We start from the raw sequence: 26,779 nt of genomic DNA, 5'->3' as shown, positions 1-26,779 counted from the left end.
TTGGAATACGCTTATATTAGAGCGTGATCCCCAACAAAAAGGAGGACATTTGTCCTCCTCTTGATGCACTCGATCATAATTCAGTTCAATGTTTACTTGAAAGCAATAAATGATGCTATTGAACGGTGTTGGAAATAGACGTGCCTATGAGTCCAAGCCTAGATAGCGTTTTTTGAATGCAGAAGCTGATGCAAATAAAGCTGACGCCAAAAGTGTAATAATAAAGCCAATTGCGTACTCAAATGCTTCATTAACCAGTAGCTGATAGCAGCTCACAAAAAAAATCAATACAACTGTAATAACATTAACTCGGTGAAACCAAGGGTGTTTTACAGATAACTTAGCGTAACCTTTTGATAACATTTGACTAATCCGCCAGACAACAATTAATAGTTTTATTTATAATCAACGACGATAGTAAGGCTTTATCGTATAAAGAGAAACGACTTTTTTAATTTTTTAGCTCAACATCACACGTCATTCAGTGAGGTTTGACTTTAACCTCTTGACGCTTTTTCGTTCCACTAGAGTCGGCTCTAATTGTACGACCTGTGCCTCTGTTGACTTTTCATCCAACTTTCGTACAAGAGTCTCAACGGCAGCCTGCCCCAAACGATACTTAGGCTGATGAATGGTAGTTAGCGATGGCGACATAAATTTCGCGATATGGATGTCATCGTAACCAATAATGGACAGGTCGTCCGGCACTTTAATACCGAGCTCATTTGCGGCGTTAATCACACCCATCGCCATCATATCGTTAGAGACGAAAATCGAGCTGGGTAATGCGCCACGCTGAGCCATTTTTTTGAACGCTTGATACCCACCCTCACATTCGAAGTCCGATTCAATGATCCAATTGGCATTAAATTCCAAGCCCGCTTCGTTCATTGCTCGCTTATAACCTTCGTATCGCATTTGCGCTTGGTGTTTAATCAAAGGGCCAGTGATGCACCCAATTTCGGTATGGCCGCAATCAATTAAGTATTTCGCCGCTAAGTAACCGCCACGAAGTGAGTTGTCTTGGATTTTATCACTTGTAAATAGCATCGGCCCCCAGTCCATTACCACTACTGGGATATCTGGGTAACGCTCAAATACATCGATACGCTCTCCTTCTAGCGACGAACACATCAAAATCAAACCATCGACACGCTTTTGCAATAGCGTATTAATGGATTGACGCATACGTTCGTTATCACCCTCGGTGTTACATAAAATGAGGCTGTAGCCTTTTTGGTAGCAGCTGCGTTCGACGCCTTTTACGACTTCGCCAAAGAATGGGTTGGTTGAGGTTGTCACGAGCATACCAATGGTTTTGGTACGATTAACTTTGAGGCTACGCGCCAACGCAGAGGGCGCGTAGTAGTTAAGCTCTTTTGCGGCATTGTTAACGCGTTCAGAGATCTCTTCGCTCACAAAACGCGTCTTGTTAATAACATGGCTCACTGTTGAAGTGGAAACCCCTGCCAGTTTTGCGATGTCTTTCATCGTCGCCATGTTACTACTCCTATTTTAATGAGGCGTTGTGCGCCTTATTGTTCAGCGAGAAACGCGTCCACCTCTTCGCGGGTTGGAATCGACGTTTGCGCGCCAAAGCGGGTCACAGAAATTGCAGCCGCCGCATGTGCAAACTTAATCGCTGATTCTAAAGGTAAACCTTCTAGGAGACCAGTGACGAATGCCCCATTAAATGTATCGCCCGCTGCGGTAGTATCCGTCGCTTCAACGCGGAAACCCGAGATGATTTCGCCTCGACCGTTTTGGCTTAGCCAAACGCCTTTTGCACCGAGTGTGATCATGACAATTTCTATACCTTTACCATGTAGCACATTCGCCGCTTCTTGCGCGCTTTCGTTGTCTGTTACAGTAATACCTGTCAGAACTTCAGCTTCGGTTTCATTTGGCGTAATCACGTCAATGCAAGACAGTAATTCATCAGGCAATTCACGAGCTGGCGCAGGGTTCAAAATTACGTTGGTTTTGGCATCTTTCGCTACACGCGCAGCTTTCTCAATGCCGCACATCGGCGTTTCCAATTGCATTAGCAAGTAATCTGCTTGGCGAATACGCTCTAAATCTGGCTCAATCGCTTCTGCTGTCAGTTTGGCGTTCGCTTCAGCTGAAATGCAAATGCTGTTCTCACCACTGTCCGACACTTGAATCATCGCGATACCTGTCGGGCAATTTGGCTGCATCTTCACACCAGTGATATCGATGCCGTCCATTTTGAAGTTTTCGCGAATGTTAATGCCGAATGAGTCGTCGCCCACACAAGCGATAAAACCGATGTCTGCATTTAATCGCGCCGCCGCGACGGCTTGGTTGGCACCTTTGCCACCTGGGATAACTTGATAGTTGCGACCATGCAGCGTCTCGCCTGGGCGAGGGAAAGAAGGCACTTGAAGAACATGGTCAGCGTTTACACTACCTAACACCACTAACTTATTCATACGGTTATCCTCGGTTCTGAATGAACCCTTTTTAAAAACTGTTTAGGAAAATACATTAGATGACTTTAACTTCTCTTCCTGACGAAGGAGTCTCGATAAAAAGCCAAAGGCATCTATACCCCACACTTTGCAGTATTTTGGGTAAGCTTGCCCTCACCTCCTAAACGACAGATGTAAACGGAGGAGAGAGCAAAAATTAGGATGATTTATTGGAACTTGAAACTTACTTAGTGACTACTTTTAGTGGTACTGGGATGTACTCTTCTACTTCTTCACCTTTCAAAACTTTGTCAGCCGTTTCAACACCTAAAGCACCGATAAGGTCTGGTTGCTGAGCAATAGTTGCCGCTAGTTTGCCACGGTTAACTGCTGCAATGCCGTCTTCCGTACCATCAAAACCAACGATAACGACATCTTTGCCAGAAGCTTGAACTGCGCGAAGTGCACCTAGCGCCATTTCATCATTCTGTGCAAATACCGCTTGTACATCCGGGTTAGCCGCTAGCAGGTTTTCCATTACGTTTAGACCTTTTGTGCGGTCAAAGTCAGCTGGTTGGCTAGCAAGAAGATCCATATCGCTGCCCTTCACGGCATTCATAAAGCCTTCACCGCGCTCACGCGCTGCCGATGTGCCCGCAATACCTTCAAGTTGAATGACTTTTGCTTTTTCGCCGACTTTTTCCATGATGTAGTGGCCTGCCATTTCACCACCAATTACGTTGTCCGACGCGATGTGACTCACAACTTCACCACGGCTTGCACCACGGTCTAGTGTCAACACAGGGATCTTAGAACGGTTCGCCATACGAATTGCATTAGACACTGCATCAGAATCCGTTGGGTTGATAAGAATTGCTTTTACGCCGCGAATACTTAAATCCTCGATGTTCGACAGTTCTTTACTCGGGTCATTTTGCGAGTCCAGTACAATTAAGTCGTACCCCAATTCTTTCGCTTTTGCTTCCGCACCGTCTTTCATCGTTACGAAGAACGGGTTGTTTAGCGTCGAAACCACAATCGCCATGGTATCTTGAGCTTGCGCCGCTACCGATACGGTTGAAGAAAGAAGTGCAGCAGAGATAAGAGTTGCAAGTTTTTTCATCGTTCTAGTCCTTTGTGTAGGGTGAGCCAGTACACGTCCCCTGACTCGGTTTGTATTCACTGTTTTATATATACAGATTGTTATGAATTACTTGTTTTTGTTGTCTACCAATACCGCCAGCAAGATAACCACTGCTTTTGCAATCATTTGGTAGTAGGAAGAAACATCAAGTAGGTTAAGTGCATTGTTCAAGAAACCGATGATCAGCGCACCAATCAAGGTACCCATGATACGGCCTTTACCGCCCATCAAGCTGGTACCGCCAAGAACAACCGCTGCGATAGCGTCTAGCTCGTAGCCCATACCTGCTGTTGGCTGCGCCGAAGAAAGACGAGACGTTACAATAATGCCTGCAAGCGCTGCTAACATACCGCAGATGGCGTAGACACCAATCTTCACTCGGTCTACATTGATACCTGATAGGCGAGTCGCAGACTCATTGCCGCCTAGTGCGTAAACATAGCGACCAAAGCGCGTGTGGTTAAGTAAATACCAAGCCGCAGCGAACACAACCACCATTAACCAAACAGGAACTGGAATGCCTAGCGCGTAGCCAGTACCAAACCATGCGAACGCATCCGCGGTGTCAGTAAAGCCTGTCGAGATTGGTCGACCTTCGGTGTACACCATGGTCACACCGCGTAGTAACGTCATGGTAACCAGCGTAGCGATAAATGCCTGCACCTTACCCTTCGCAATAATGATACCGCTGATCGCACCTAACGCTGCACCTGCGACTAAAGCAGTTGGAACCGCCACTAGCACCGGAACCTCAAGCGCAATCATGCTTGCCGCAAAGGCACCACACAATGCCAATACCGAACCAACACTTAAGTCGATGCCTGCTGTTAAAATAACTAATGTCATACCCACTGCGATAATGGCATTCACGGAGGTTTGACGAAGAATGTTGAGAATGTTGTCGACCGTAAAAAAGTTCGGGTTCAAAAATGACACAACAACGATCAGAAAGATCAAAGCTATCAGTGATTTTTGCTCAATCAGCCACTCTTTTGTGAACAACTTCTTGTTGCCAGTTTCGGTTGGTTTGCTCATGGTATTCGTACTCATGCTGCTTCCTCATTGATCTCTTTGCCTACGGCACAGGCGAGTAATTTTTCTTGATCGGCGTCTTTCGCATCAAATTCGCCAGTGATACGACCTTCATGCATCACTAAAATACGGTCGCTCATGCCGAGCACTTCAGGCATCTCGGAAGAAACCAAGATGATGCTCATGCCTTCGGCCTTAAACTTGTTGATGAGCTGATAAATCTCTTTTTTTGCTCCGACATCAACACCACGTGTCGGCTCATCCAGAATCAGAACTTTAGGTTTCGTCATTAACCCTTTCGCTATCGCAACTTTTTGCTGGTTACCACCAGATAAGTTGCCGATGATTTGATCTCGCGTTGGGGTTTTAATGTTGAATAACTTAATAAAATCTTCCACAGCAATCACTTCGTCGCTGTGTTGAATCTGGAAGCCTTTGGTCAGCTGGTTTAGCGAACAAAGTGACATGTTCTCCTTAACCGAAAGACCTAAAACCAAACCATCGCCTTTGCGATCTTCAGAGATGTAAGCGATACCATTTGCCAAGCCATCTTGCGGGCTAACCGGGTTAATAGTTTTGTTATCAAGATTGATAACACCATGCTCACTAGGTAATGCGCCGTAAATGACTTTCATGAGTTCAGTGCGGCCTGCGCCCATCAAGCCAGAAATTCCAAGAATCTCACCACGCTTGAGAGTAAAGCTCACATCCTGAACGCCAGACCCAGTCAAACCAATGACTTCAAGACAAGTTTCGCCATGTTGGACATCAATACGTGGATATTGCTCTTCTAATTTTCGGCCAACCATCATTTCAATTAGGCCATCTTCATCAGTGTCGGACACCTTGCACTCACCGATAAACTTACCATCACGAAGCACCGTAATATCATCACAGATTTCAAAGATTTCTTTAAGACGATGCGAGATATATACGATGCCGCATCCTTGAGCACGAAGCTCATTAATCACTTTAAACAGTGATTCCGTTTCGGTATCGGTCAATGCGTCCGTTGGCTCATCCATAATGATGACTTTCGACTCAAACGAAAGTGCCTTTGCAATTTCCACCATTTGTTGTTCACCAAGGCTTAAATCGCCAAGCAATGTTTTTGATGAATGCTTTACATTGAGGCGTTTTAAAAGCTTGTCAGCTTCGTCATACATTTTGCTCCACTGGATACGCCCTAAGGATCCAGTGAACTCTCGTCCCAAGTAAATATTTTCGGCAATCGTCAGTTCAGGAATCAGGTTCAGCTCTTGGTGAATAATGCTAATACCAGCTTCCTGTGAATCGCGTGGACCTTTAAAGGCCGCCGGCTGACCTTGATATTGAATGCTCCCCGCATCCATGTGGTAAATGCCTGTCAACACCTTCATTAACGTTGACTTGCCTGCTCCATTTTCACCCATCAGCGCCATAACACGGCCTGGATAAACATTCAGGCTTGCTTTGTCGAGTGCTTTTACGCCCGGAAACGCCTTCTCAATTTCGCTTAGTTGTAGAATGGCTTGAGTCATAATCTGTCCTCAATATCTCTGGCTTAAAAAACCACGCCCGCTTGGAAAATAACGTTCGCATATGGCGAGCATTCGCCCGTTCTTACGATAGCGCGACTTTGGGCCGTGCGTGCTTTAAACGCTTCATGTGACACGTAGCTCACCTCAATAGATTTGCCCGTTTCTTCACTCTCTTTGCTCAGTTCGTTGAGCAACGCTTCATGCAAAACTGGGCTTGCATCAGAGAACTCTTCCGCAATGATGACCCCTTCGATTTGGGACTCAGATAGAATTACGCGAACAGTATCAAGAAAACTTGGTACCCCATGCGTTAGCGCCAAATCGATTCGCTGAACATGCTCTGGGATTGGTAGACCAGCATCACATATCGTGATCTCGTCGGTGTGGCCTAGCGTCGCCACCAAGTAAGAAATATCTGAGTTAATTAGGGTACTTTTTTTCATCTCATCGACCTTTCGGTTACACGTTCATACAACCATGAGCGCCTGTTTTAAAGTGTTTTCGTTATTAACAGAAAACTCATCGAAACGTTTCGATGAAATAATAATTCGTCATCGCAATTTGACCAGTGTGAGATCGATAAGGTGTGAGAATGATCTGTAATTCAATTGTCATTGAATAGGAAAAGTGCACTTGAGTCACACTTTACCATCGAAACGTTTCGATGACGGTATTTCCCTGTCATTACGGTTAGGTTTTATACAGGGAGGAAGGAAAAGAGACGTCCTACTACTGAGAAAACCTCTAGTTAATAAGCTCGAAACCTTTCACGTCATCACAATTCTTAGATAGCTGCCTGATTTTGGAGAACGCTCACCTTACAATCTGGTTACAATTTGCCAAAACACATCATCCGTTCAGTACCTTACCTGGTACGCGACGTTTGTAGGGACACAAACGGAAACTAAGAACCATAATGAAGTTAAGCAATAGAGTCATTTTGCTTGTCGCGCCAGTGATCTTATTAAGCGCGTTAGTATCTAGCTATATTATTTATAGCATTCAAAAAGTGACGCTCATCAAGCGGGAAGACAGCTATATTCAGTTGCAAATGGAAAAGCTCGCCGGGCAGTTTCGACAAGCGAATATTTTTCTTAATAGTTATGCCTATACGCTCAGTAAAAGTGATGTGTTACAAGACTACTTGGTAAATCATAACAACCCCTATCGTGAACGAGTCTTGTTTAACCGATTAGACGAGACCGCTGAAGTATTGAGCCATGGTTACAAAGGCGATGCAAGCATGGCGATCCTCGACGGCAAACAAAACCTTCTCTACTACACAGAAAACAAATATTACGAATCATCGGGCGTGGTCGACCCAAAGGTGTTAGAGTACATATCACGAAGTTTCAATGAGAGAGAGGCTTTCAGTCACACTGGCTTTATTTATAACTCCAGTGGACAAAGCATTCTTCTTCAATATGAGGTCGTCGACAAAAGAACGGGGACTCACCCTTTGAGCTTTGACTCGAAAAATGTGTTTTTTGTGGTAGTTTCCGTATCACTTGAAGCCTTTAACGAGATTAAGCATGACATCGAGTTTGACACGCACAGCGTGATTACTTTCGCCGACAAACCCATTTATCTTGATATTCCTCTCGCTCAAACCATTGAGCTGCTGCCGCACTTTTATGCCGTGCTTTCTCCTGCCGAATATTTAATGTGGAATAAAGTCGATAAAGTGTGGCTAGAACTTGCTTTCTCCTTTGGCGTAGCGGCGTTTTTCACCATCACATTAATCATTTTGGTGTTGTACCGCTATGTGTTGCGCCCTGTTTCTCGCCTTGATAAGCAGCTGAACGAACTTGAATCTAATCAACGTGACAATATTGAAAAGCTAGAAACAAACGATGAAATAGGACGCCTCTCTGCACGCTTTTTTGATATGTATGAGGAACTTAATGTCATCTATAAAAAGACAAAACGCCTAGCTGAAACGGATCACCTGACGCAACTCGCCAATCGCCATCGTTTTCATGAGCTTGCCACTCGTGAACTTATCTCCCCTTCGCAGTTTCTGTGGGTTGTTTACGTCGATCTTGATAACTTTAAATACGTGAATGATAAATACGGGCATGAATTGGGAGATAACTTATTAAAAGTGTTCTCATCACACATCAAGAATGCCTGTCAAAAGTTCTCGCACGATTACAACAGCCCCTGCTTTGCCGCCAGGTTATCTGGTGACGAATTTGCAATTTTGCTGAGCTCAAATCAAGAGGTAAAACGCTTGCCTGATTTGCTTGCATCAGAGCTGCTAAAACCGATTAGTAATCTCAGTTCATCTTGGAGTAATTCATTTCCCGTTACGGCAAGCGTAGGTATTGCACAATATCCTCAAGACGGTACTGACATCGCGAAGTTACTCTCCAGTGCCGATGCGGCTATGTATCAAGCAAAACGGGCAGGGAAAAATCAATACGCCTATTATTCAGCCGCTCTCAATATTGAGTCTCAAAGACGAAGTCAACTTGAACGTGCGCTCCGAAAAAGCAATGTAGAGGAAGAATTCCACCTTGTTTTTCAACCCTATATGAACAATCGAAGCAACGAAATTGAGGGGTTAGAAGTCTTGTTGCGCTGGGAAGCCGAAGGTATCGGCCCTATCCCTCCAAAGGAGTTTATTCCAATTGCAGAGCAAGCCGGATTATTTGATAAAATTGACCGCTGGGTTTTCGCCAATGCAACGGCGGAATACCATCAATTAAGGAATATTTTCGGTAAGGATATTGTTCTTTCGGTCAATCTTTCATCAGCAGAGCTAAACTCGATAGAAATGGCAAACTACATCCATGAACAAGCGACACTGCACAGTGTTAAACCAGAATGTATTGAGATAGAAATAACCGAAACCTTTGCCGCAGAACAACAAGGCACGGCTCTACTTGATGAGCTATCAAAACGTGGCTACCGTCTTGCAATTGATGACTTTGGTTCTGGTTACACATCGTTAACTCAGCTCGTTCAGTATCCGGTTCAAAAAATCAAATTTGATCGAGAGTTCCTCGTTACATTGATGAACACCAACAACGGCCATGTGATCAAACCTATTATTGAGCTATGCCATGCCCAAAATAAAACGGTTACAGCAGAAGGTATTGAACACAATATGATGCATGAATGGCTATCGGCATACCGCTGCGACTATATGCAAGGCTATTTATTTGGCAAACCAATGACTAAAGAACAATTGAGCTTGTGGTGGCAATCGGCAAATGACGACAGTCGATTTGATGCGTCCATGGTCAGCTCAATTAGGGTTTCAAGAACATAAGTTAAGTGGAGACGTACAGCTGTCACAACTGTGGCGGCTGTATTTAGCTGTATATGAGCTTCATTGATAGATGCTCAGCTTTTGTTCCCCCATACCTATATCTATGACTTTAGTTGAGTAAATTACTATTTATTCGTTTTTAAACCAGCACTTCCTTGAAATCCAAACCGGTCAAATTCAGCGCTTTGACGCTATCGTACAAGCCACCTTTTTTGTCCGTGCAAAACGTTCTGAGCCCAGCACCTTTAACTCTGAACAAGTCAGATTCATTAACGGCTTCTCTATTCAAAACGAGTTTCTTAAACGGTCTAGCACGACTTAGCTTACCATGACGAAGATTATACTCGGTAGCAGAGGTATCAATGGCATCAATTTGAGTGACAATGTTTAATGCTCGCCAAGGCTTTCCTTGTAGATTTAATGGTAAAAATTCGACATTCTCGCTCAACACATCGAGCTTATCCGCAATAGAAGCGGATACAGCAAGAGTAAAAGATCCCCATGCTGCAATATCAGGCCTGGGCAATGGCTTTTCACCCATAACGTCTAACCATTCAATATCAATACTTTTCCAACTGGCTTTAACAGACTCTCCATAGAGTTGGATAGGTTTGCTTGCCGTTACTTGAAGAGACATTTCCAATGGCGACTCTTGCAACATTGCAAAATCATTAACATTGGGAGTGACAATAAACACTTTATTAAATGCTGTCATAACCGTCCTTAAATAAATTTGAGCGCTTTTCTTAATGAGACGAGCGCTTTCACACCAAACCAAACCAAACCAAACATAATAGATAGAGTTTACTTTCATGTTCAAAAATTTAATGAATTAATATCTGGCGTTCTTATCTTTTAATTTCTAAGTTTTATTATTTATATATTTTAATCCACACGATAGAATTATTTTTTCAATTTTTACTATGTACCCTTCCTTATGTAATCGAATAAATTAGAGAATAAACAATAGCACGCATCACTTCACTTTTGTCGAGCTCATCACTCTCACTTAAACGATAGATTCACAAGTTCAATTTTTGTACGACTTAGACTTGGCTTTGTCAATCGTGAATTAAAAACAACCGATTCACCGCTGTTTTACTGCCTTTTCTTACCACCCTGTTGTTTATTCATACATTATAAATGCACTTATACACATAACGATTCGGCGTTACGATTTGTTACGAGTTAAATCACAAACTTTTGAGGTATTGGATAAAGCGTAGAAAAAGAAAACACATTGAAATAAAAAGAGTTTCTAAAGTACGAAAAATAAAACGCCGTTTTTATAAATTAGCAACTTCACAAATATCCTTAAACACAGTTTTATTAATTACATATATCAGATATTATTTACGCCGAAGTTTATAGAAATCATCGTTAAACTTCATATTTTTTATAAGTTTCAATTAGTTAGTTTTTAACTCGAAAACTTATCGTCAACCCAATATCAAGCACCTAAGCGTGCAATAAGAAACATTGGGAATAGAATTATATTGATGTGCATGTTGTTTTAACGAATGCATGAAGCAATCGGTAAATTTGTAACACCATAGAGTTTTATTTAGCCAAGATGAAAAAGTTAATTTTATTATTTACATGTGCGCTGTTGTCTGTCTCACCTTTTGCTTTTGCAAAACAATCAGATAACGAACCCAGGGATCATTTACGACCAAAGCAAGTTGAACATGTGTTTAAACAAGCCAAGCTAGATGGCATAGTAGACTTTAAGTTGTTCAGTGACGCTTACATCGCTTATCAGAAGACACCCGATAGAAAGAAGTCGGTACTAACGATCATCGACTATAGTAAACCATCAACTGAAAAGCGTTTTTATGTGGTTGATTTAGATAAAAAGAAGCTAATCTACAATACGTATGTTTCTCACGGCGTGAACAGCGGAAAGAAAACAGCGACACAGTTTTCAAATGTCGTGAACTCGCGAAAAACATCATTGGGCACTTTTTTGACTGATACCACTTACTACGGCTCAAATGGCTATTCACTTCGATTAGATGGGCTAAGCTCTGGATTAAACGACAAAGCTCGCGAGCGTTACATTGTCGTGCACGGTGCCGATTACGCAAACCCTTCCTTCATCAAGAAGAATGGATACCTCGGACGCAGTTGGGGTTGCCCTGCTTTGCCAGAGAAGTTGTCTCGCGAGATCATTGACACCATAAAAGGCGGCAGCGTTATTTACGCAAGCGCGTAATATCGATGCGACACATATGGGGAAGAAAAAAGAAGATTCTATTTCTTCCCCAGTAATAATCCTGTTAGCTTAATCGTCCTGTGCAACGACTCTCTTTCCATTTTCGCTTACTCGAAAGCGAAAATTATTGTGTTATTCGCTCATATACCTAAGTCCGATCAGAAAACTCTGTTCATCCCCCTTCCATCTCGTTAGTATACGCTGAGTTCATCAGACACTGGCTTTCATCGTTATCATAGTTCCACTAAGATTCCTTAATCATGGTGGGTAACTGTGGCTTTATATGTTTAGGGTTACTTCTTGCGTTATCTACACCGTATATTATTGATGCTTTCTTTGTCCCTGCTCTCAGGGCTCATCACAGCTTCATATGCGCATGAGTGGCACCACACCAAACATTACACTTCCGAGCGTTTACTTAAACTCTCACAACAAGACGATTTTGAGCTAGCACACACTGATTTTCATGCCTCAGCTTCTCTGAGTTCTTGGGGATCAGAAAGTTACTACCTACATATAAAACGCGAGTTGTTCGGGCTTGTCTCCTGTCGCCGAACATCAGCTACTGATGGCGTTTTATCATCAGATTTTACTCCTGATTATTTTTTACTTATTGCTTTCTCTTCTCCACCACTACTGGAGTTGGCAAAACAAGCATCTCGCTTACCTCTAGACAGTTATGGCGGACTCATGAGTCAACGCTCTCTTTATCGCCTCTCAGGAAGAAAGGAAGCTAACTTAATGTACGTCTTTACTCATGGTCGCAACGCCTTCTCTGTTGTTTAACTTTTTATGACATACAGAGAACACGAAAATGTAACGATAAGAACCAATATGCTCATTGTTACTAGAACCAATTTGAGGTCCATATAATGACAAGAATCGCTACAACCATCGCACTAGCATTACTATTTGCAGCGGGCTCAACCTTAGCAAACACAGAAACTAAGCCAGAAGAAATGAGTAACGACACTCTGTTAGAGTGTGCCAACGTTTCTAACGCACGTATTGCAGTTCCGGAACACAGAGCGATGTTCAGACACTACTTAATGTCTGAGAGAGACTACAGCTTTGACCAGCTATCGTCTGCCGAACTTGAATTTAAAGCAGCAGATAAGAATGAGTCTGAAGTAGAGAACATCTACAAGTCTCAGTGCAAAGAAGTTGGCGAATACTTATATAGCATTGGCTATTAAATTCGAAACCCTAACGACACTCAAAAAGAAAGGCGCAATGTATGCGCCTTTCTTTTTACTGACAAAAGCCTGTCGATTAGATGTCTAATCTGCATACAAGCTTAAAAGTGCAAATCAAGTAAACTTACTGAGAAAACTCAGACACATCCTTGGGTTTACAGAACGCTCGACGTGCTTTAACAAACAAGAAACTAAGCACTCCAATCACAAGAGTAATTATTGGTGCCGCCATTAATAGCATTGTGATTGCTTTGCTCATATTTTCCGGTAGCAAAGGAAGTAATGAACCGAAACCGCATAATATCAGCGTCCATAAAATCGCACTCAGCCACGCAAAGTAATGGAATTTACTAATACGTTTCACTCGCAACCCCATCATTAATGGCAATAGGGAACGAACAACCGGAATAAACCGCGCGCACAAAAGCGCAATCAATCCATGTTTACTGAGTAATACGTCGACTTGTTCCAAACGCTTTTGAGGAACCGCACTCACCCAGCCTTGGACCTTAGGTAAGCGATTTAGCCACTTGCCTTGTAAATAAGCCGCCCAACTTCCCAACCCCGCACTAACAGCTATCACCAACATGATCATAATTGGGTCAAGGACGCCAACCGCCGCCAGCGTACCGGATAATACGACGACACTGTCGCATGGGAAAGGTGCAGCAGGAATAAAACCACTTTCCAAAAAGATAATCACAGCAACAACAAAATAAACCAAACCTGCACTGCCTGGCGCCATTAACGCCGTGAAATCTTGATGCCAAAAAGCACTCAAGACCTGAATGATCGAATCAAACATAAACCGCTCCTAAGCATAATTAACCAAAAGTTGCAAAAACATGGAATGTGTTAGCGAGCATGTATAAAGCGGTATATGAAATTCGATTCTTTTCTCACTCCGATTCTGTATTTAAAGTGAGTAAAAATACTTTCAATACAACAACCTAAAGCCTCTTTGCCGATGCGTTTTAGCCACTTCATCAAGTAAATTGCCGAACGATGCGCCCACCATGCTACATCAAGCATTTCAAACCATTCGGGTTCTACATCGTCGTTCGAGCTCATTTCCTTAGCATGGCTAACCCTCAATATATTCCGGCTGTTTAAACTTGGATAGTCTTGTTGTATTGGAGAGACAGGATGTTCTGAAAAGTGCTTCGACTTAGCGTCAACAGCAATATTCTGGTTATGAAAGGAAAGAAAATTTGGGTGTGAGTACGCCAGGCTCATGCTCGGAGCCAACAAGCAGAAAAGTAGTCCGAGTAAAGCAATCAGAGTCGTACGCACAAAGGTAACCAAAACCAAAATAATAAGTTCTTTTAACCCTGTGCGTAACTATTGGCAATTAGTATTCTTAATCGTTAAGAATACTAATTATTTTTCACCGTAAGGGTAGCTTTCAAACATCTTCGCGATTTCTTCTTGGATGAGAGATTCTCTTTTCTCAGAGCTCATTGACTCAGACAGTTTACGACTTGAAACGCCTTTCCAAACGACTTGATTAGCCTTTGCATCAACCAGTTCAACCACCAACTTCCCATACTTACGTTCTTTATATCTTTCTGGGCTTGAAGTGATCACACCAAAGCTATTCCAGCCATAGCCAAAGCTCACCGACGATCCTGAAGAAACAAGCTCGGATTCTTCTACGATATCATGATGTACGTAAAGGTCACCGCCACTATTTACCTTAATTAAACCCTTACCCTCAAGCTGTTCAGCAAGCCCTTGCTCAATACGTCGACCATCAATACTGGTAGGAGCTTCCGCCTGAGCACCGAAGTCAAACGTTCTGTAAGCTGAAAAATCGGCTTGTTTATCTACATCGGTTGTAACGGTAGTACAAGCAGATACCAGCATCACCACCAGCCCTAATATCAAACCTCTCATCATGTTAAATCTCCTTTGGTTAAGCTGACTGTTTCAGCAGAATTACCCTGTGTTATACATACGCATCAACAGTAAAAAGTAATCATTTCAATATCTAGTCTTGACCATGAAACGTGACTGTTCAATAAACGAGATTAACCTTTACACAGAAAATCTTGAATATCATCAACATCTAAACACCTAAGAATTCGGTGTTTACGACCTAATTGGAAGCCCCTAGGCTTAGTAGCGGAATCGCGAGTGCCACAAAAAACCAGAGACAATGAACACTTTAACATCAGTCCGCTACTTTTTTAGGCAACTGACAAACATTTGATGAGAAAAGACTTTTCTTTTTCGTCCAGTGTGGCATATTAACTGAGTCCTATCGATGCGCGGGCATCGTATAATGGCTATTACCTCAGCCTTCCAAGCTGATGATGCGGGTTCGATTCCCGCTGCCCGCTCCAATCTCTTTATCCCAATTTACTCATAAAAATCCGATGGCGGAGCGAACAAACGGCGGCAGCGTTGTTTCCATGATAAGTTTGGTCGAGTTACGTCATGAAACATGTCTTTCCATTCTGCAAACGTCACGCGGATGGGATTAAAGCTGTTTACAGGTTTAGAAACCCCATATCGAACCGTTTCCACCTCTGGTTCAAACGTTCCGAACATTCGATCCCAAATAATTAATACACCCGCATAATTTTTGTCGATGTACTGACGGTTCACACCATGATGAACGCGATGATGAGACGGCGTGTTAAATACCCACTCTAGCGGCCCGAGAGAACGAATTGATTGGGTGTGAACAAAAAACTGTAAGCCCAGATTAAACAACACAACGAAGACAACCCATTTTGGCTCATAACCAATAATCACCAAGGGCAACCAAAAAATCCACATCCCCGCTAGCGGATACATTAAACTTTGACGAAATGCGGTACTGAAGTTCATTCTTTCCGAACTGTGATGAACAACGTGCGCGGCCCACATCCAACGAATACGATGGCTAGCCCGATGAAACCAGTAATAGAAAAAATCTTGCAGGACAACAAGTAAAAGAAAAGCTGAGACGCTCATTTCGATATCAAACAAACGCCAATCAAACCACCACAAATACAACTGAGCAATCAGTAAACCCGTGAGTATGTCTGTCGCTTGGTGTAAGCCCGCAAGAACAAAATTACACGCTACTTCAGGGAAGTAATACGTCGCGCTTTCAGGCAAGCGTCCCCTTCTTTGTCCGAACCAATATTCGGCAAGCATGCAGAAAAAGAAAACTGGAGCCAGAATCATCAGAAGTAATTCTGGGCGGTCCATCAATTGCGTCCAATCCATTGTGTTTCTACCATTTTGCATAGTGATCTTCAGTAAGACCCATAACTTCTTCTAACTGATGTTTGATGCCATTTCCATCGATAAGATAGCCAGAGAAATAACCGATGTACTGACGAAAGTTACTTTTGAGAAGCCAAAAATTTTTCTTCTCTGAGCGTCGATTCAAAGGCGTGAACTGTAAGTTAACTCGTTTATCTTCCGACGTAATATGCCACTTTTGCCCTTCATCACTTCGTGAAAACTGAAACTGCACAGGTTGCAAAAAGTGACGCTGACCATTAATCCACAATACATTTTCGCAATAGCCAGTTTCATTAACGCCAGCTGCCAAGTTCAACCCCAGACGCCTGTCATCCTCAAAGCAATTGATACTCGCCCAGCGCCAACTTGTTTCTCGCCGCATGTACCCAGCGGAAAAATCGTAACCAGCAGCCACCTCTGAAAGATCTTGCTCTTTTCCTAGTATTAACAAGTTACCGTCTACTGCTAAAGCATTGTGCTTCTGAGTATATGTCCAACCCGCGTAACCTGTTGGCGTACACAACATTAATGGCAAACTCATATTTTCTGGACGTAAATAGAGATCCGCATTGACTGACTCTGTCACAACGTGGACGTGCCAAGTACCATCCTTAATAGAAAACTGAACTCTTTTGTTAGCAAGATGGGCAAGACTACACCAACTGGAAGGCTGAGTTTGATAACCTATATTAAAAGGTTTCAACCATTGTTGCTCAATCAACTTATTCTTTTTAATATCAAACAGGTAGCAAAAGCCGGATGCTAAATACCGTATATCAGCAATCGCTACTCCAATGACGTAATTAGGTGTGACCAAATTGACGAACTGAAACTGCTTATAATCGCGGTAACGGCGCCACTTAGACACTGGCTTATCCATCTCATCGAGGTAGGTAAATTTATCTAGCTGTAACGATGTTGGAATTCCATCAAGGTGGCCAAACGCTGGTAGGCCATTCTGCTGAATAAACGAGTTCAGAACCTTAAGCTCATCCATATAGTTGTCTTTTCACAAGTTATTACACACAAAAAACATTAACATTACGTTAACATAAACAATTTGCGTAACTGCACAACAACATCGACTAAAGTGATTTCTGCTTGTTATATGTGAAACTGATCACTCAACCACCCGCTTACTTATCTCGCCCTACCTATCTCAACCAACACAGCCTGGGTTAGAAGCTGCACATTCTCATCCGCAGGAAAGACCACTACAACCATTGAATCTTGGTCAAAATCACTATTTAATGGAAATACATTCATATAAACTGATTGCTTATTCACATCAAGGAAGAAATCTATGTCATACATACACGATACTATTGTTGCGTTGCAACACAGTAGCCCTGCGCAAAAAGAATTTTACCAAGCGGTAGAAGAAGTATTAACTTCTCTCGCGCCGGTAATAGAAGGCAATAATAAATATAAGGAACAAGCGATTATCCAGAGGATCGTCGAGCCAGAACGTCAAATCATGTTTCGAGTTCCTTGGGTTGATGATGCTGGAAATGTACAAGTAAACAAAGGTTATCGAGTTGAATTCAACTCTGCTTTGGGGCCGTACAAAGGAGGATTGAGATTCCATCACTCAGTCAATGCGAGCATCATAAAATTTCTCGGCTTTGAGCAAATCTTTAAAAACGCACTGACTGGCCTTCCTATCGGTGGCGGCAAAGGCGGTTCAAACTTCGATCCTAAAGGAAAATCCGACGGCGAGATCATGCGATTTTGCCAATCATTTATGAACGAGTTGTACCGTCATATCGGTCCTGCCACCGATGTTCCCGCAGGCGATATCGGCGTCGGGGCGCGCGAAATTGGCTATATGTTTGGTCAATACAAACGATTGACGGGGCGCTACGAAGGTGTGCTTACAGGCAAGAGTCTTCTTTGGGGTGGATCACTCGCCAGAAAAGAAGCGACAGGATATGGCGCCGTCTATTTTGCAGAATGCATGCTCAACGACCGCAACGATTCATTGAAAGGGAAAACTTGCCTCGTTTCTGGTGCTGGCAACGTGGCTATCTACGCCATTGAAAAACTGTACCATATGGGAGCAACGCCGGTTACATGCAGCGACTCTCGAGGTACGATCTATCATGAGCACGGTATTGATCTTAAGCTCCTAAAACAACTGAAAGAAGTGAAAAGAGCAAGCTTAGAAGAATATTTAGAAACTTACCCTGAAGCAGAATACACACCAGAGGGCGACTATCCTAATGAAGGACATGCTGTTTGGCGATATCAGGCTGATGCTGCCTTCCCTTGTGCGACTCAAAATGAACTAACGTCAGACGACGCACTGGCTCTTATCGAAAACGGATGTATTTTGATTAGTGAAGGGGCGAACATGCCAACCACCCGTGATGCTGCCAATATTATCGTGGACTCAGACATAGCTTATGGGCCTGCCAAAGCAGCCAATGCAGGCGGCGTTGCAACCAGTCAACTTGAAATGGCGCAAAACGCCAGCATGCAAAACTGGACGTTTGAACAAGTGGATAGTCAGTTGCAAACCATCATGAAAAATATTTTCATCAATGCAAACGAAACCAGTAAAGAGTTTGGCCAACCTGGAAATTTAGTTTTAGGCGCCAACATTGCAGGCTTTAGAAAAGTCGCTGATGCAATGATTGAGCAAGGTGTCGTCTAGATGAACGAGCCAGCAGGATGACTGCTGGCTTAATATAACTCCGCAATAGGCCGCGCTTTTGATAAAGAGCTTCACTTAATTCGCAATAAGCGTTATCACTTCTGTTTTAACGGAGTTGGCGATAAAGCAATTCTCATGGGCCATGTGGTGCAGTTTTTCTAATTGAGATAGTGTCGGTTGTTTTTCACCTGAAAATGTTATCTTAGGGTTTAACGTTACCTTTGATACCCACTCTTTTCCGTTTTCGCCTTTTTCAAGCTCCCCTACCGCTTCATCGAAGTAACTGTCCACAACATAACGTCGCTTTGCTGCAATAGACAGGAAAACGAGCATATGACAACTAGAAAGTGCCGCGACAAACGCTTCTTCTGGATCAACGTTTTCTTCTACGGATAGTGGTAATGGCACTACGTGGGGAGATGGAGATGCTGGGACTTGCAACCCTCCATCAAATTGCCAAATGTGTGCCCGACTATACTTATTATCACTAAACTCTTCGCCAGCTTTACGATGCCATTTGATTAAAGCGGAATGCTTACTCATTCTAACTCCCTGATTTTCCGACGACGAATCAACACTATCCGTCCTTGCCACAGTAAACCACAACAAAATGAGTTAAGGAAAGCATCGCACTCACAGGGACTATAAAATCTGTTGAGGATCGGCATTGTTCTTCTGGATATCATCCAAAAGTCTATGAGACTGATGGATGTTGACCTGTAACCGATTGATCAGCATCTGCAACTGCTCAATCTCGGGACTTTGGTTGGCTTTAAGTTGAGTTTCCAGGGCCTCCGTTTGGCTCGCCAAAATAGGTAAACTTAGGTTCAGTGCCATCCCTTTCGTTTTGTGCAACGTCAGCTCTAATGAAGCAAAGTCTTCAGCCATAAAGTATTCAATAAGTTCATCAACCGAAGTCTCAAAATCGACAATAATGCTTTTTAGCAACTCGTCGAGCGCTTCTGGCTCATCTCGTAAAGAAGTAAACATGCCTGAATGGGAGAGTTCTTCCTCTGTTAACCTTAAGTTCTCGATTGGCTTACGTTGCAATTGAAGCACATTGCTGTCACTCGTTAGTGGCGGATTCTGTTTCGGTTCGAGTCTGGCGGCAAACTGTTTGAGAGCGTCTGAAAAGCTCTCATGCTGTAGCGGTTTCGTAAGCACATGGTCTGCTCCTGCTTCAATAAAGCTATCGTGAGCTTCACGAAATACGTCTGCCGTGTACGCAAAGAGTAATGTCTTGATACCTAACTCTTGTCGGATAACGCGTGTCGCCTCAACGCCATTCATCTCGGGCATATGGTTGTCCATCAAGATCAGGTCGTACTCGTTCTCTTTCGCCTTTTTAACCGCGATTAATCCATTTTCTGCAACTTCCACTTCATGCCCAAGCTTTTCGCAAAACCCTTTTGCCACAATGGCATTCACACGGTTATCATCAGCAAGTAGTATCTTTAAATGGTTTGATTTTGCGCGAGGTTTCGGTGCTTCTTGCTGCTTTTTCGGAGCAGATTCTACCCAAGGAATCGGCAACTCAACGATAAATTGACTTCCAACGCCTTCTATACTCTTCAGAGTAATATGGCCACCCATCAAATCGGTTAGTTTTTTGACGATGGCTAACCCAAGCCCTGTTCCGCCGAACCTTCGAGTCGTTGATGAGTCTGCTTGCTCAAACGAGTTAAAAATATGCTCGTGCTTGTCTGGCGCAATACCAATACCGGTGTCGCTCACGCGCATGACCAACAACTGATTCGATTCATCTAACTCAGTTCTAACCAGCACATGCCCTTCATTGGTAAACTTCACCGCGTTACCGGCGAGATTAAACAAGATCTGTCGTAAACGCGCACAATCTCCAGTAAATTCAGTATATTCAGAAACCTCGTTTTCCAAGATTAACTCGATATTTTTTTCATCAACAAGTGGTTTTATTGCGCTACACACCGGAGAAAGCACTTGATCGAGCTTAAACTTAGCTTGCTCAAATTCCAGTTTGTTTTCTTCAACTTTAGAAAAATCCAAAATATCGTTGAGGATAGTCATCAGATGCTGGCCAGAATCAAGAATAACCCTAATATGCTCTTTCGTCGTCGGCTCTTTGGTCTCTTCTGCAATCATTTGAGAAAGCCCTAGTACACCATTCATCGGCGTCCTTAGTTCGTGACTCATTGCAGCGAGAAAATTTGATTTCGCTTTTGCCGCTCGCTCGGCTTTGTTTCTCGCCTCTTCAATTTCAAGATTCAACTGTTTTAAGTTATGCATTCGGTGATGTGACTGATAAACAAACGCGCTAACTAGAAACATCACCGCGATAAATACAAACAACCACGTAAAACGCGCCTCACTTTGAGCAATATTGAGTAACCGATGCTCTGAGCTTTCGACAAACTCAATATAAGTGTGATCAAGCAGTTCATTCGTCAGCAATTCAATTCTTTTATCACTCGTTTGAAGCCGTTTAAGGAAGTTCGCTTCCTTTTCACTCTCAACTTCAGTTTGTGTTAGAAGCAACTGGTTGAGAAATTCAAAATAACGACTGCCACCCAAAGATTGACCGCTCTCGGTAGAAACATCTTGCTGATATAAATTGAACAACATGAGTAATGCATACCGATTTTCTACCTGAACACCAATTAACATATCAAGCTTCAACGTTGTTTGAAGCACTCGCTCCTTAAACTGTTCAAGCGTATCCCTAACTTTTATACGATTGGGTGTCACGGGAAACCAAACTGATGCCTTTGATGATTCCAACAGTGCCTGTGCTGCGATTTCTATCTCTACTAAAGATGTTGTTAACTCATAGTTTTTCCTATCTTCAACGGCATATCGGTTCACGATAACATCACGCTCTTCAATCAACTCATGTCCGATGTTCATTAGCTCTGCATGAAATTCTTGAGCGTTTTTTGAGTTCATATACGACATATACGCCAGTGTGCAGCACGTCAGTATCCCAATAAAAAAGCAAAAGTTGATCAGTTTGAATTTATTCATTTTCCAACACCTCTAAAATTATGGGTCTAGGTGCTGTCAACGACTGCAAGAATGCTTCAATGTCCGCGACATTCTCATCGTTCATCGTTATACCGAGCTGGGTTTTAGCCATGATTTGTATCGCGTCGGATAACTTATCGACTTGCCCATTATGAAAATAAGGACTCGTTAGCGCGACATTGCGTAAACTGGCTACTCTAAAATAGAATCGCTCTTCATCCTCTATCGTAACGAGCTGCCTGCCCGAGTCCTCTACTACTGGCTTATCCTTGAAATAGGCGAACCTTTGGATCATCGCTCCGCCGATATTTTTGCCCTGATGACACTGCACACAACCTGAAGTCTGAAATGTTTTCCAACCTCTGATTTGCTGTTCACTCAGTACATGCGTGTAACCCAATAAGTAAGCATCGAATGGTGCGCCAGGCGTCTGCAGCCCTTCAACAAACTCCACAATAGCGGACTTGATATTATGAACGTTAATCGGCAATTCACCGTCACGATTAAATAGAGCTTGATAATGTTCACTCTCTTTTACATATTGCTCTATTGTTTGCCAGTTTGAGTCCATTTCCATTGGATTATGGATTGGACCATCAATCTGAGCCATCAAGGTGTTTTCCGTACCATCCCATAAAAAACGATAATTTAACGCTGCATTAAACACTGTTATAGAATTTCTAATTCCATCACCTTTCACCCCCGTAGAGACAGGTGTATTTTCAGCGCCATTGGTTTGCAGATTGTGGCATGTCGCACAGCTGACATTACCATTTGACGATAACTGAGGATCGCGGAAGAGATGCCAGCCAATTCTCGCTAGCTTAATATCCACATTAGGATCACCCTGTATGGGCTGAACTAGGGAGATATCACCTAACATCTTCGCGTTTCTTGCGGTTGTTGTTTGGCTCAAAATGAGTGTTACAACAGCTAGTGCGATTGCGCTGAATTGCCTCATCAACTACATACCTTAAACTTGTCATTGATATGAATTTAGTTGCATTTTGGCGTTTTTTCCACCCACAGGAAGTTGAAAAAACGAGTTAAGTATTGCTTTGTTTAAGGCTTTGGTTGAAGAGGGAGTAATAAGGCGAATAGGAAGAAACCTATCGCCTTATGAGTAGCTAACGTATTGAAATCTGAGTTTAGTGTAGAAAAGCCAAAAACCGTTGAAACCAAGTCACCTCTCCATAGGAGATCAGATCGAAAATAGTAAAGAATACGGCACAGATAACGGCCAACTTAATCAAACGCTGAACAATAAACATAAACATCACAATTACCAATAATTTGCTTTAGTTTACTATCTCACACAGCGTTTATATATAAAAAAGTAGTCTCCTAATTAGCCTCGGCAACTTATTCATTAGAACCTATACTCAAGCATCTCTAAGTTATTTGGATATACTTGAATTAGGATTTCAAAAAGTCCCTGTGACCACACAAGGAGGACTGCATGAAACGACTATGGATATGGTTCTTACCTTTACTCTTGATGGCCAGTCAAGCACTGGCGAATACCGTTTGGATTGTTCCTGTCAAAGGCGCTATAGGGCCTGCTACTAGCGACTATTTATCTCGTGAAATAGAAGAAGCTCAACTAAACGGTGTCAGTTTAGTGATCTTAGAGATGGACACACCAGGCGGCTTAGATAGCGCAATGCGAGATATTATTCACGCCATTACCACCTCCTCGACTCCCATTGCAACTTGGGTCGGCCCATCTGGTTCTAGAGCTGCCAGTGCAGGAACATACATCTTGCTCGCTAGTCACGTAGCCGCCATGGCTGAAGCGACAAACCTCGGAGCTGCAACGCCCGTCGCGTTAGGTGGTGCGCCTCAACCTCCTTCATCGGATGATGGCAAAGATCAAAACGCGGAAGAAACGCCAGAAGGAACCAACGAAAGCTCAGAGAAAGTTCCCGCTAAAACCGCAATGGAGAAAAAGGTAATTAACGATGCCAAAGCCTACATTAAAGGCTTAGCAAAACTTCATGGACGAAATGCAGAATGGGCAGAGAAAGCAGTAAGCGAGGCGGCGAGCTTGGATGCAACAGAAGCATTAGAATTAAACGTGATCGATTACATCGCCAATTCGCCAGAAGACTTAGTCAAAGCCATAGATGGGCAAACTGTTAAAGTAAACAATCGCACTGTGACATTGTCACTTGAAAATCCAACATGGGTTGAAAGAACGCCAGATTGGCGAGCAGAAATGTTAGCCGTTATAACCAATCCAAACGTTGCCTACATTCTAATGCTCATCGGCATCTACGGTTTACTTCTTGAATTTTACAACCCAGGAATTGGCTTACCCGGTGTGCTAGGTGGGATTTGTCTGCTTCTTGCCATGTACGCACTACAAATGATGCCCGTCAACTACGCAGGTCTTGGTCTGCTGTTACTCGGTATTGCACTAATGATAGCGGAAGCATTCAGCCCGAGCTTTGGTATTTTGGGCTTAGGCGGCGTTGTCGCCTTTGTACTCGGTTCGATATTTCTCATGGACAGTGAGTTACCAGGATTCCAGATCGCCCTTCCTTTGATTTTTGGTATTGCCATATTTTCCGTGGCTCTAATCGTGCTGACCGTCGGCCTGCTGCTCAAAATTCGTCGCCGGCGTGTAACGACGGGTTTAGAGACTTACCCTGGGAAGGTCGCCGTGGTAAGCGATGACTTTATCGATGGCGAAGGACGCGTTCAACTCAACGGTGCGTTATGGCGAGCTAAAGCCAAAGACCATCAACAATTCAAACAAGGTGATCACGTCACCATTGTTAATGTTAAAGGGCTGACCTTAACTGTGATGCCTGATGACCGCCAAAATAAATAGGAGGCGCTTTATGATGCTCTATACCGTTGCGGTGATCGTGGTGCTGCTGTTCGCACTAGCGACCCAAATGTTCAAGGTTTTGAGAGAATACGAACGTGGGGTTGTGTTCTTTCTTGGTCGATTTCAAGAAGTCAAAGGACCTGGTTTGATCATCCTTATCCCATTTATTCAGCAAATGGTGAGGGTTGATTTACGTACTGTCGTTTTGGATGTGCCGACACAAGATTTAATTACCAAAGATAACGTTTCTGTGCGCGTCAACGCGGTCGTTTATTTTCGCGTAGTCGATCCTCAAATGGCGATTAACAATATTGAAAGCTACAGCGATGCTACCAGCCAGCTAGCACAAACCACGCTGCGCTCGGTATTGGGTCAGCATGAACTCGATGAATTGCTATCAGAGCGAGAACGCCTCAATAAGGATTTACAATCCATTCTCGATCAACAGACTGATGACTGGGGAATCAAGATTGCTACGGTTGAAGTCAAACATGTTGATTTAAATGACAGCATGGTCAGAGCCCTAGCCCGTCAGGCAGAAGCAGAACGTAACCGTAGGGCGAAGATCATTCACGCTACTGGCGAGTTAGAGGCTTCAAATAAATTAAAAGAAGCAGCGCAAATGCTCAACGAAGCACCGAATGCACTGCAATTACGTTACATGCAGACACTCACTGAAATCACTACAGACAAAACATCCACTATTATTTTTCCAATGCCGATCAATCTTGTCGAAGCTGTCAGTGATATCGCCGAAGCGGTGAAAAAGAATAAAGAGACACAAGATAAGTAAGATTCTGCCCCTAGGAAGTAACGACCACTCACGTTACTTCCTTATTTGGTACTCGCTTTAAGGATGTGCCTATCTTCTTTATCACATTCTTGTTTCATTACTTCTAAGCCCGTTTTAAAGCATGTTCGCCAAGCGGTTTCAACATCGGCATCATACCCGGAATCACACTGTCGAACCGTTTCTAACAAACTCTCAAGCCAAACATCAAAATCCTGCGGCTCTATACCAATATCTGCACTTGCATGCTTTTTCCCATACTTTTCCACCATTTTGTGCGCTTCGGTCGAGGTATCTGCCATCATAAAAAATACAATAGACCCTCTAAGCATTCTCACTTGTTGGTGCATGTCTATACCGTCAAACTTCTGTCTAAAGTTGGCACTTTTCGACCATAAATTTTTGTAGAACAAGTCGAAAAACTCCTGATCTGAAGTACAACGTTCATAGCTATCATTAAAAACTTCAATCACGTTCATGTTGCTTTCCCCTACGCCTCAATATGAGTTTAATTTAATATCAAATAAAAGCTTCCAAATAAGGACTTTTAAGTTTCAAATCGATCAACTCACATCGATTTTCAACAAAAAGTAAAAAGTGATTTAAATAAACCCCCTCTTATCAATGAAAAAATATCCATTATCATGAACCCATATTCGAGGTACGCATGGTTGTCGATGCTAGTGCATCCTCATCTGTCATCACATAAAGAGGATATAAACGTGTCCCATCAAATCATTACCGATCTAAATAACCGTTACACTGCAAAAAAATATGATGAAACCAAGCGCGTTTCTCAAGAAGACATGGCGATAATCAAAGAAGCACTGCGTTTGTCGGCGTCTTCTATCAACTCACAACCATGGAAATTCATCGTTATTGAAAGTGATGAAGCGAAGCAACGTTTCCACAATACGTTTGCAAATATGCATCAGTTTAACCAACCACACGCGAAAGCCGCATCACATACGATTCTGTTTGCTTACGATCCTAAATTTACTAAAGAGAAATTTGCGAAGCGTGTGGATGCAGAAGTAACATCTGGCCACTTGCCAGCGGAGATGTACAACAACTTTATGGGTGCTTACGCTTTTGCCGATGCAAATACGGACGAAAATGGCTTCAACGGAAACTGGACAAAAGCACAAGTCTATTTGGCACTAGGCAACCTACTACACACATTGGCACGACTAGGCATTGATTCAACACCGATGGAAGGTGTCGATCCGGCTCTGATTGGAGAAGAGTTTAAAGAAGAGCTCGAGGGCCATATTTGTGAAGTTGCGCTGGCGATTGGCTACCATAAAGATGGGGAAGATTATAATCATGGTCTTCCCAAAGCACGCCTTGCAGTGGATGACGTAATTACGACTCTATAGTCGACCATTGTCTTAGCTTAGCGACTTAACTCATTGTTTAAACTAAAAAGAGCCGCATTAAT

At 43.0% G+C, this 26,779-nt stretch carries 24 protein-coding genes and 1 tRNA gene; 9 read left to right on the top strand and 16 right to left on the bottom strand.

Annotation, left to right across the window (positions count from 1 at the left end):
• Nucleotides 1–477 precede the first annotated feature (477 nt).
• The 6 genes from R7M92_RS04465 to rbsD form a co-directional block, all read right to left on the bottom strand.
• A complete protein-coding gene (locus tag R7M92_RS04465; RefSeq protein ID WP_005373138.1) occupies nucleotides 478–1,500 on the bottom strand; it encodes a substrate-binding domain-containing protein in 1,023 nt (340 codons plus the stop codon).
• 35 nt (nucleotides 1,501–1,535) lie between these two features.
• Entirely contained in the window at nucleotides 1,536–2,453 is a 918-nt protein-coding gene (gene rbsK, locus R7M92_RS04460; protein ID WP_318132802.1) for a ribokinase, read from the bottom strand.
• A gap of 223 nt (nucleotides 2,454–2,676) precedes the next feature.
• On the bottom strand, nucleotides 2,677–3,555 hold the full coding sequence (gene rbsB / locus R7M92_RS04455) for a ribose ABC transporter substrate-binding protein RbsB (RefSeq protein ID WP_005373143.1): 879 nt from the start codon (nucleotides 3,553–3,555) through the stop codon (nucleotides 2,677–2,679).
• Nucleotides 3,556–3,642: 87 nt separating this feature from the next.
• Entirely contained in the window at nucleotides 3,643–4,626 is a 984-nt protein-coding gene (gene rbsC / locus R7M92_RS04450) for a ribose ABC transporter permease (RefSeq protein WP_005382618.1), read from the bottom strand.
• Nucleotides 4,623–6,128, bottom strand: coding sequence for a ribose ABC transporter ATP-binding protein RbsA (gene rbsA, locus R7M92_RS04445; protein ID WP_318132800.1), 1,506 nt, complete (start codon nucleotides 6,126–6,128; stop codon nucleotides 4,623–4,625). Before rbsA ends, rbsC begins: the two co-directional genes overlap by 4 nt.
• Nucleotides 6,129–6,151: 23 nt before the next feature.
• Nucleotides 6,152–6,571, bottom strand: a complete 420-nt coding sequence (gene rbsD / locus R7M92_RS04440) for a D-ribose pyranase (RefSeq protein ID WP_005382620.1) — start codon at nucleotides 6,569–6,571, stop codon at nucleotides 6,152–6,154.
• Nucleotides 6,572–7,044: 473 nt separating this feature from the next.
• Here rbsD and R7M92_RS04435 point away from each other — a divergent pair, with 473 nt between their 5' ends.
• Entirely contained in the window at nucleotides 7,045–9,405 is a 2,361-nt protein-coding gene (locus R7M92_RS04435) for an EAL domain-containing protein (protein ID WP_054574642.1), read from the top strand.
• Between the two features lie 139 nt (nucleotides 9,406–9,544).
• Here the strand turns inward: R7M92_RS04435 and R7M92_RS04430 are convergent, their stop codons facing one another.
• The gene (locus R7M92_RS04430; RefSeq protein WP_017635389.1) at nucleotides 9,545–10,120 is read right to left on the bottom strand and encodes an imm11 family protein; all 576 of its coding nucleotides are present in this window, start codon (nucleotides 10,118–10,120) and stop codon (nucleotides 9,545–9,547) included.
• Nucleotides 10,121–10,978: 858 nt separating this feature from the next.
• On the opposite strand from R7M92_RS04430, the gene R7M92_RS04425 reads away from it, so the two are divergent.
• From R7M92_RS04425 to R7M92_RS04415, 3 genes are all read left to right on the top strand, one after another.
• Nucleotides 10,979–11,620 (top strand): murein L,D-transpeptidase catalytic domain family protein, encoded by a 642-nt coding sequence (locus R7M92_RS04425; RefSeq protein ID WP_005373154.1) that lies wholly within the window; start codon nucleotides 10,979–10,981, stop codon nucleotides 11,618–11,620.
• A gap of 327 nt (nucleotides 11,621–11,947) precedes the next feature.
• A complete protein-coding gene (locus R7M92_RS04420) occupies nucleotides 11,948–12,406 on the top strand; it encodes a hypothetical protein (RefSeq protein ID WP_017633653.1) in 459 nt (152 codons plus the stop codon).
• Nucleotides 12,407–12,492: 86 nt separating this feature from the next.
• Complete coding sequence (locus tag R7M92_RS04415; protein ID WP_005373158.1) at nucleotides 12,493–12,816, top strand: hypothetical protein; 324 nt, start codon at nucleotides 12,493–12,495, stop codon at nucleotides 12,814–12,816.
• 124 nt (nucleotides 12,817–12,940) lie between these two features.
• Here the strand turns inward: R7M92_RS04415 and R7M92_RS04410 are convergent, their stop codons facing one another.
• From R7M92_RS04410 to R7M92_RS04400, 3 genes are all read right to left on the bottom strand, one after another.
• On the bottom strand, nucleotides 12,941–13,621 hold the full coding sequence (locus tag R7M92_RS04410) for a DedA family protein (protein WP_017820317.1): 681 nt from the start codon (nucleotides 13,619–13,621) through the stop codon (nucleotides 12,941–12,943).
• A gap of 50 nt (nucleotides 13,622–13,671) precedes the next feature.
• On the bottom strand, nucleotides 13,672–14,109 hold the full coding sequence (locus tag R7M92_RS04405; protein WP_318132798.1) for a hypothetical protein: 438 nt from the start codon (nucleotides 14,107–14,109) through the stop codon (nucleotides 13,672–13,674).
• 87 nt (nucleotides 14,110–14,196) lie between these two features.
• On the bottom strand, nucleotides 14,197–14,715 hold the full coding sequence (locus R7M92_RS04400; RefSeq protein WP_005382627.1) for a DUF4136 domain-containing protein: 519 nt from the start codon (nucleotides 14,713–14,715) through the stop codon (nucleotides 14,197–14,199).
• 371 nt (nucleotides 14,716–15,086) lie between these two features.
• Here R7M92_RS04400 and R7M92_RS04395 point away from each other — a divergent pair.
• Nucleotides 15,087–15,161, top strand: a tRNA-Gly gene (locus R7M92_RS04395).
• Between the two features lie 16 nt (nucleotides 15,162–15,177).
• Here the strand turns inward: R7M92_RS04395 and R7M92_RS04390 are convergent.
• Nucleotides 15,178–16,035, bottom strand: coding sequence for a sterol desaturase family protein (locus tag R7M92_RS04390; protein ID WP_318132796.1), 858 nt, complete (start codon nucleotides 16,033–16,035; stop codon nucleotides 15,178–15,180).
• A 7-nt stretch (nucleotides 16,036–16,042) separates the two neighbouring features.
• Nucleotides 16,043–17,053, bottom strand: a complete 1,011-nt coding sequence (locus tag R7M92_RS04385) for a DUF2804 domain-containing protein (protein ID WP_318132794.1) — start codon at nucleotides 17,051–17,053, stop codon at nucleotides 16,043–16,045.
• 306 nt (nucleotides 17,054–17,359) lie between these two features.
• Between R7M92_RS04385 and gdhA the strand changes: the two genes are divergently transcribed.
• Nucleotides 17,360–18,712, top strand: a complete 1,353-nt coding sequence (gene gdhA / locus R7M92_RS04380; protein ID WP_017633658.1) for an NADP-specific glutamate dehydrogenase — start codon at nucleotides 17,360–17,362, stop codon at nucleotides 18,710–18,712.
• A 75-nt stretch (nucleotides 18,713–18,787) separates the two neighbouring features.
• Here the strand turns inward: gdhA and R7M92_RS04375 are convergent, their stop codons facing one another.
• From R7M92_RS04375 to R7M92_RS04365, 3 genes are all read right to left on the bottom strand, one after another.
• Complete coding sequence (locus R7M92_RS04375) at nucleotides 18,788–19,255, bottom strand: OsmC family protein (RefSeq protein ID WP_318132792.1); 468 nt, start codon at nucleotides 19,253–19,255, stop codon at nucleotides 18,788–18,790.
• 99 nt (nucleotides 19,256–19,354) lie between these two features.
• Nucleotides 19,355–21,712, bottom strand: a complete 2,358-nt coding sequence (locus tag R7M92_RS04370; protein ID WP_318132790.1) for an ATP-binding protein — start codon at nucleotides 21,710–21,712, stop codon at nucleotides 19,355–19,357.
• Nucleotides 21,705–22,673 carry a cytochrome-c peroxidase gene (locus tag R7M92_RS04365; RefSeq protein ID WP_017820324.1) on the bottom strand — a complete coding sequence of 323 codons (969 nt, stop codon included), beginning with the start codon at nucleotides 22,671–22,673 and terminating at the stop codon, nucleotides 21,705–21,707. The genes R7M92_RS04370 and R7M92_RS04365 overlap by 8 nt, the downstream gene beginning before the upstream one ends.
• Before the next feature lie 498 nt (nucleotides 22,674–23,171).
• Between R7M92_RS04365 and R7M92_RS04360 the strand changes: the two genes are divergently transcribed.
• Both R7M92_RS04360 and R7M92_RS04355 read left to right on the top strand, forming a co-directional pair.
• Nucleotides 23,172–24,548, top strand: a complete 1,377-nt coding sequence (locus tag R7M92_RS04360) for an NfeD family protein (protein WP_047101372.1) — start codon at nucleotides 23,172–23,174, stop codon at nucleotides 24,546–24,548.
• A gap of 10 nt (nucleotides 24,549–24,558) precedes the next feature.
• Nucleotides 24,559–25,341, top strand: a complete 783-nt coding sequence (locus tag R7M92_RS04355) for a slipin family protein (RefSeq protein ID WP_005373196.1) — start codon at nucleotides 24,559–24,561, stop codon at nucleotides 25,339–25,341.
• A 41-nt stretch (nucleotides 25,342–25,382) separates the two neighbouring features.
• On the opposite strand, the gene R7M92_RS04350 is transcribed toward R7M92_RS04355, so the two are convergent.
• Nucleotides 25,383–25,817: a globin gene (locus R7M92_RS04350; RefSeq protein ID WP_149192078.1), complete on the bottom strand. Its 435-nt coding sequence runs from the start codon at nucleotides 25,815–25,817 to the stop codon at nucleotides 25,383–25,385.
• Nucleotides 25,818–26,060: 243 nt separating this feature from the next.
• On the opposite strand from R7M92_RS04350, the gene R7M92_RS04345 reads away from it, so the two are divergent.
• On the top strand, nucleotides 26,061–26,717 hold the full coding sequence (locus R7M92_RS04345) for an NAD(P)H-dependent oxidoreductase (RefSeq protein WP_047101370.1): 657 nt from the start codon (nucleotides 26,061–26,063) through the stop codon (nucleotides 26,715–26,717).
• The last annotated feature ends 62 nt before the right edge of the window (nucleotides 26,718–26,779 follow it).

Origin of the sequence: Vibrio sp. Vb2880 (assembly GCF_033337975.1) — a bacterium.
Classification (GTDB): Bacteria; Pseudomonadota; Gammaproteobacteria; order Enterobacterales; family Vibrionaceae; genus Vibrio; species Vibrio alginolyticus.
The sequence above is the reverse complement of the archived record's forward strand: the minus strand, read 5'-3'. Positions and strand labels throughout refer to the sequence as shown.

Excerpts from the sequence above, each read along its gene's own strand:
- R7M92_RS04375 (WP_318132792.1), bottom strand. The coding sequence starts at position 19,255 with ATGAGTAAGCATTCCGCTTTAATCAAATGGCATCGTAAAGCTGGCGAA.
- rbsB (WP_005373143.1), bottom strand. The coding sequence starts at position 3,555 with ATGAAAAAACTTGCAACTCTTATCTCTGCTGCACTTCTTTCTTCAACC.
- R7M92_RS04400 (WP_005382627.1), bottom strand. The coding sequence starts at position 14,715 with ATGATGAGAGGTTTGATATTAGGGCTGGTGGTGATGCTGGTATCTGCT.
- R7M92_RS04350 (WP_149192078.1), bottom strand. The coding sequence starts at position 25,817 with ATGAACGTGATTGAAGTTTTTAATGATAGCTATGAACGTTGTACTTCA.
- R7M92_RS04435 (WP_054574642.1), top strand. The coding sequence starts at position 7,045 with ATGAAGTTAAGCAATAGAGTCATTTTGCTTGTCGCGCCAGTGATCTTA.
- R7M92_RS04365 (WP_017820324.1), bottom strand. The coding sequence starts at position 22,673 with ATGAGGCAATTCAGCGCAATCGCACTAGCTGTTGTAACACTCATTTTG.
- rbsA (WP_318132800.1), bottom strand. The coding sequence starts at position 6,128 with ATGACTCAAGCCATTCTACAACTAAGCGAAATTGAGAAGGCGTTTCCG.
- R7M92_RS04425 (WP_005373154.1), top strand. The coding sequence starts at position 10,979 with ATGAAAAAGTTAATTTTATTATTTACATGTGCGCTGTTGTCTGTCTCA.
- R7M92_RS04360 (WP_047101372.1), top strand. The coding sequence starts at position 23,172 with ATGAAACGACTATGGATATGGTTCTTACCTTTACTCTTGATGGCCAGT.
- R7M92_RS04420 (WP_017633653.1), top strand. The coding sequence starts at position 11,948 with ATGCTTTCTTTGTCCCTGCTCTCAGGGCTCATCACAGCTTCATATGCG.
- rbsK (WP_318132802.1), bottom strand. The coding sequence starts at position 2,453 with ATGAATAAGTTAGTGGTGTTAGGTAGTGTAAACGCTGACCATGTTCTT.
- R7M92_RS04385 (WP_318132794.1), bottom strand. The coding sequence starts at position 17,053 with ATGGATGAGCTTAAGGTTCTGAACTCGTTTATTCAGCAGAATGGCCTA.
- R7M92_RS04370 (WP_318132790.1), bottom strand. The coding sequence starts at position 21,712 with ATGAATAAATTCAAACTGATCAACTTTTGCTTTTTTATTGGGATACTG.
- rbsC (WP_005382618.1), bottom strand. The coding sequence starts at position 4,626 with ATGAGTACGAATACCATGAGCAAACCAACCGAAACTGGCAACAAGAAG.
- R7M92_RS04390 (WP_318132796.1), bottom strand. The coding sequence starts at position 16,035 with ATGGATTGGACGCAATTGATGGACCGCCCAGAATTACTTCTGATGATT.
- R7M92_RS04355 (WP_005373196.1), top strand. The coding sequence starts at position 24,559 with ATGATGCTCTATACCGTTGCGGTGATCGTGGTGCTGCTGTTCGCACTA.
- R7M92_RS04415 (WP_005373158.1), top strand. The coding sequence starts at position 12,493 with ATGACAAGAATCGCTACAACCATCGCACTAGCATTACTATTTGCAGCG.
- R7M92_RS04465 (WP_005373138.1), bottom strand. The coding sequence starts at position 1,500 with ATGGCGACGATGAAAGACATCGCAAAACTGGCAGGGGTTTCCACTTCA.
- rbsD (WP_005382620.1), bottom strand. The coding sequence starts at position 6,571 with ATGAAAAAAAGTACCCTAATTAACTCAGATATTTCTTACTTGGTGGCG.
- gdhA (WP_017633658.1), top strand. The coding sequence starts at position 17,360 with ATGTCATACATACACGATACTATTGTTGCGTTGCAACACAGTAGCCCT.
- R7M92_RS04430 (WP_017635389.1), bottom strand. The coding sequence starts at position 10,120 with ATGACAGCATTTAATAAAGTGTTTATTGTCACTCCCAATGTTAATGAT.
- R7M92_RS04410 (WP_017820317.1), bottom strand. The coding sequence starts at position 13,621 with ATGTTTGATTCGATCATTCAGGTCTTGAGTGCTTTTTGGCATCAAGAT.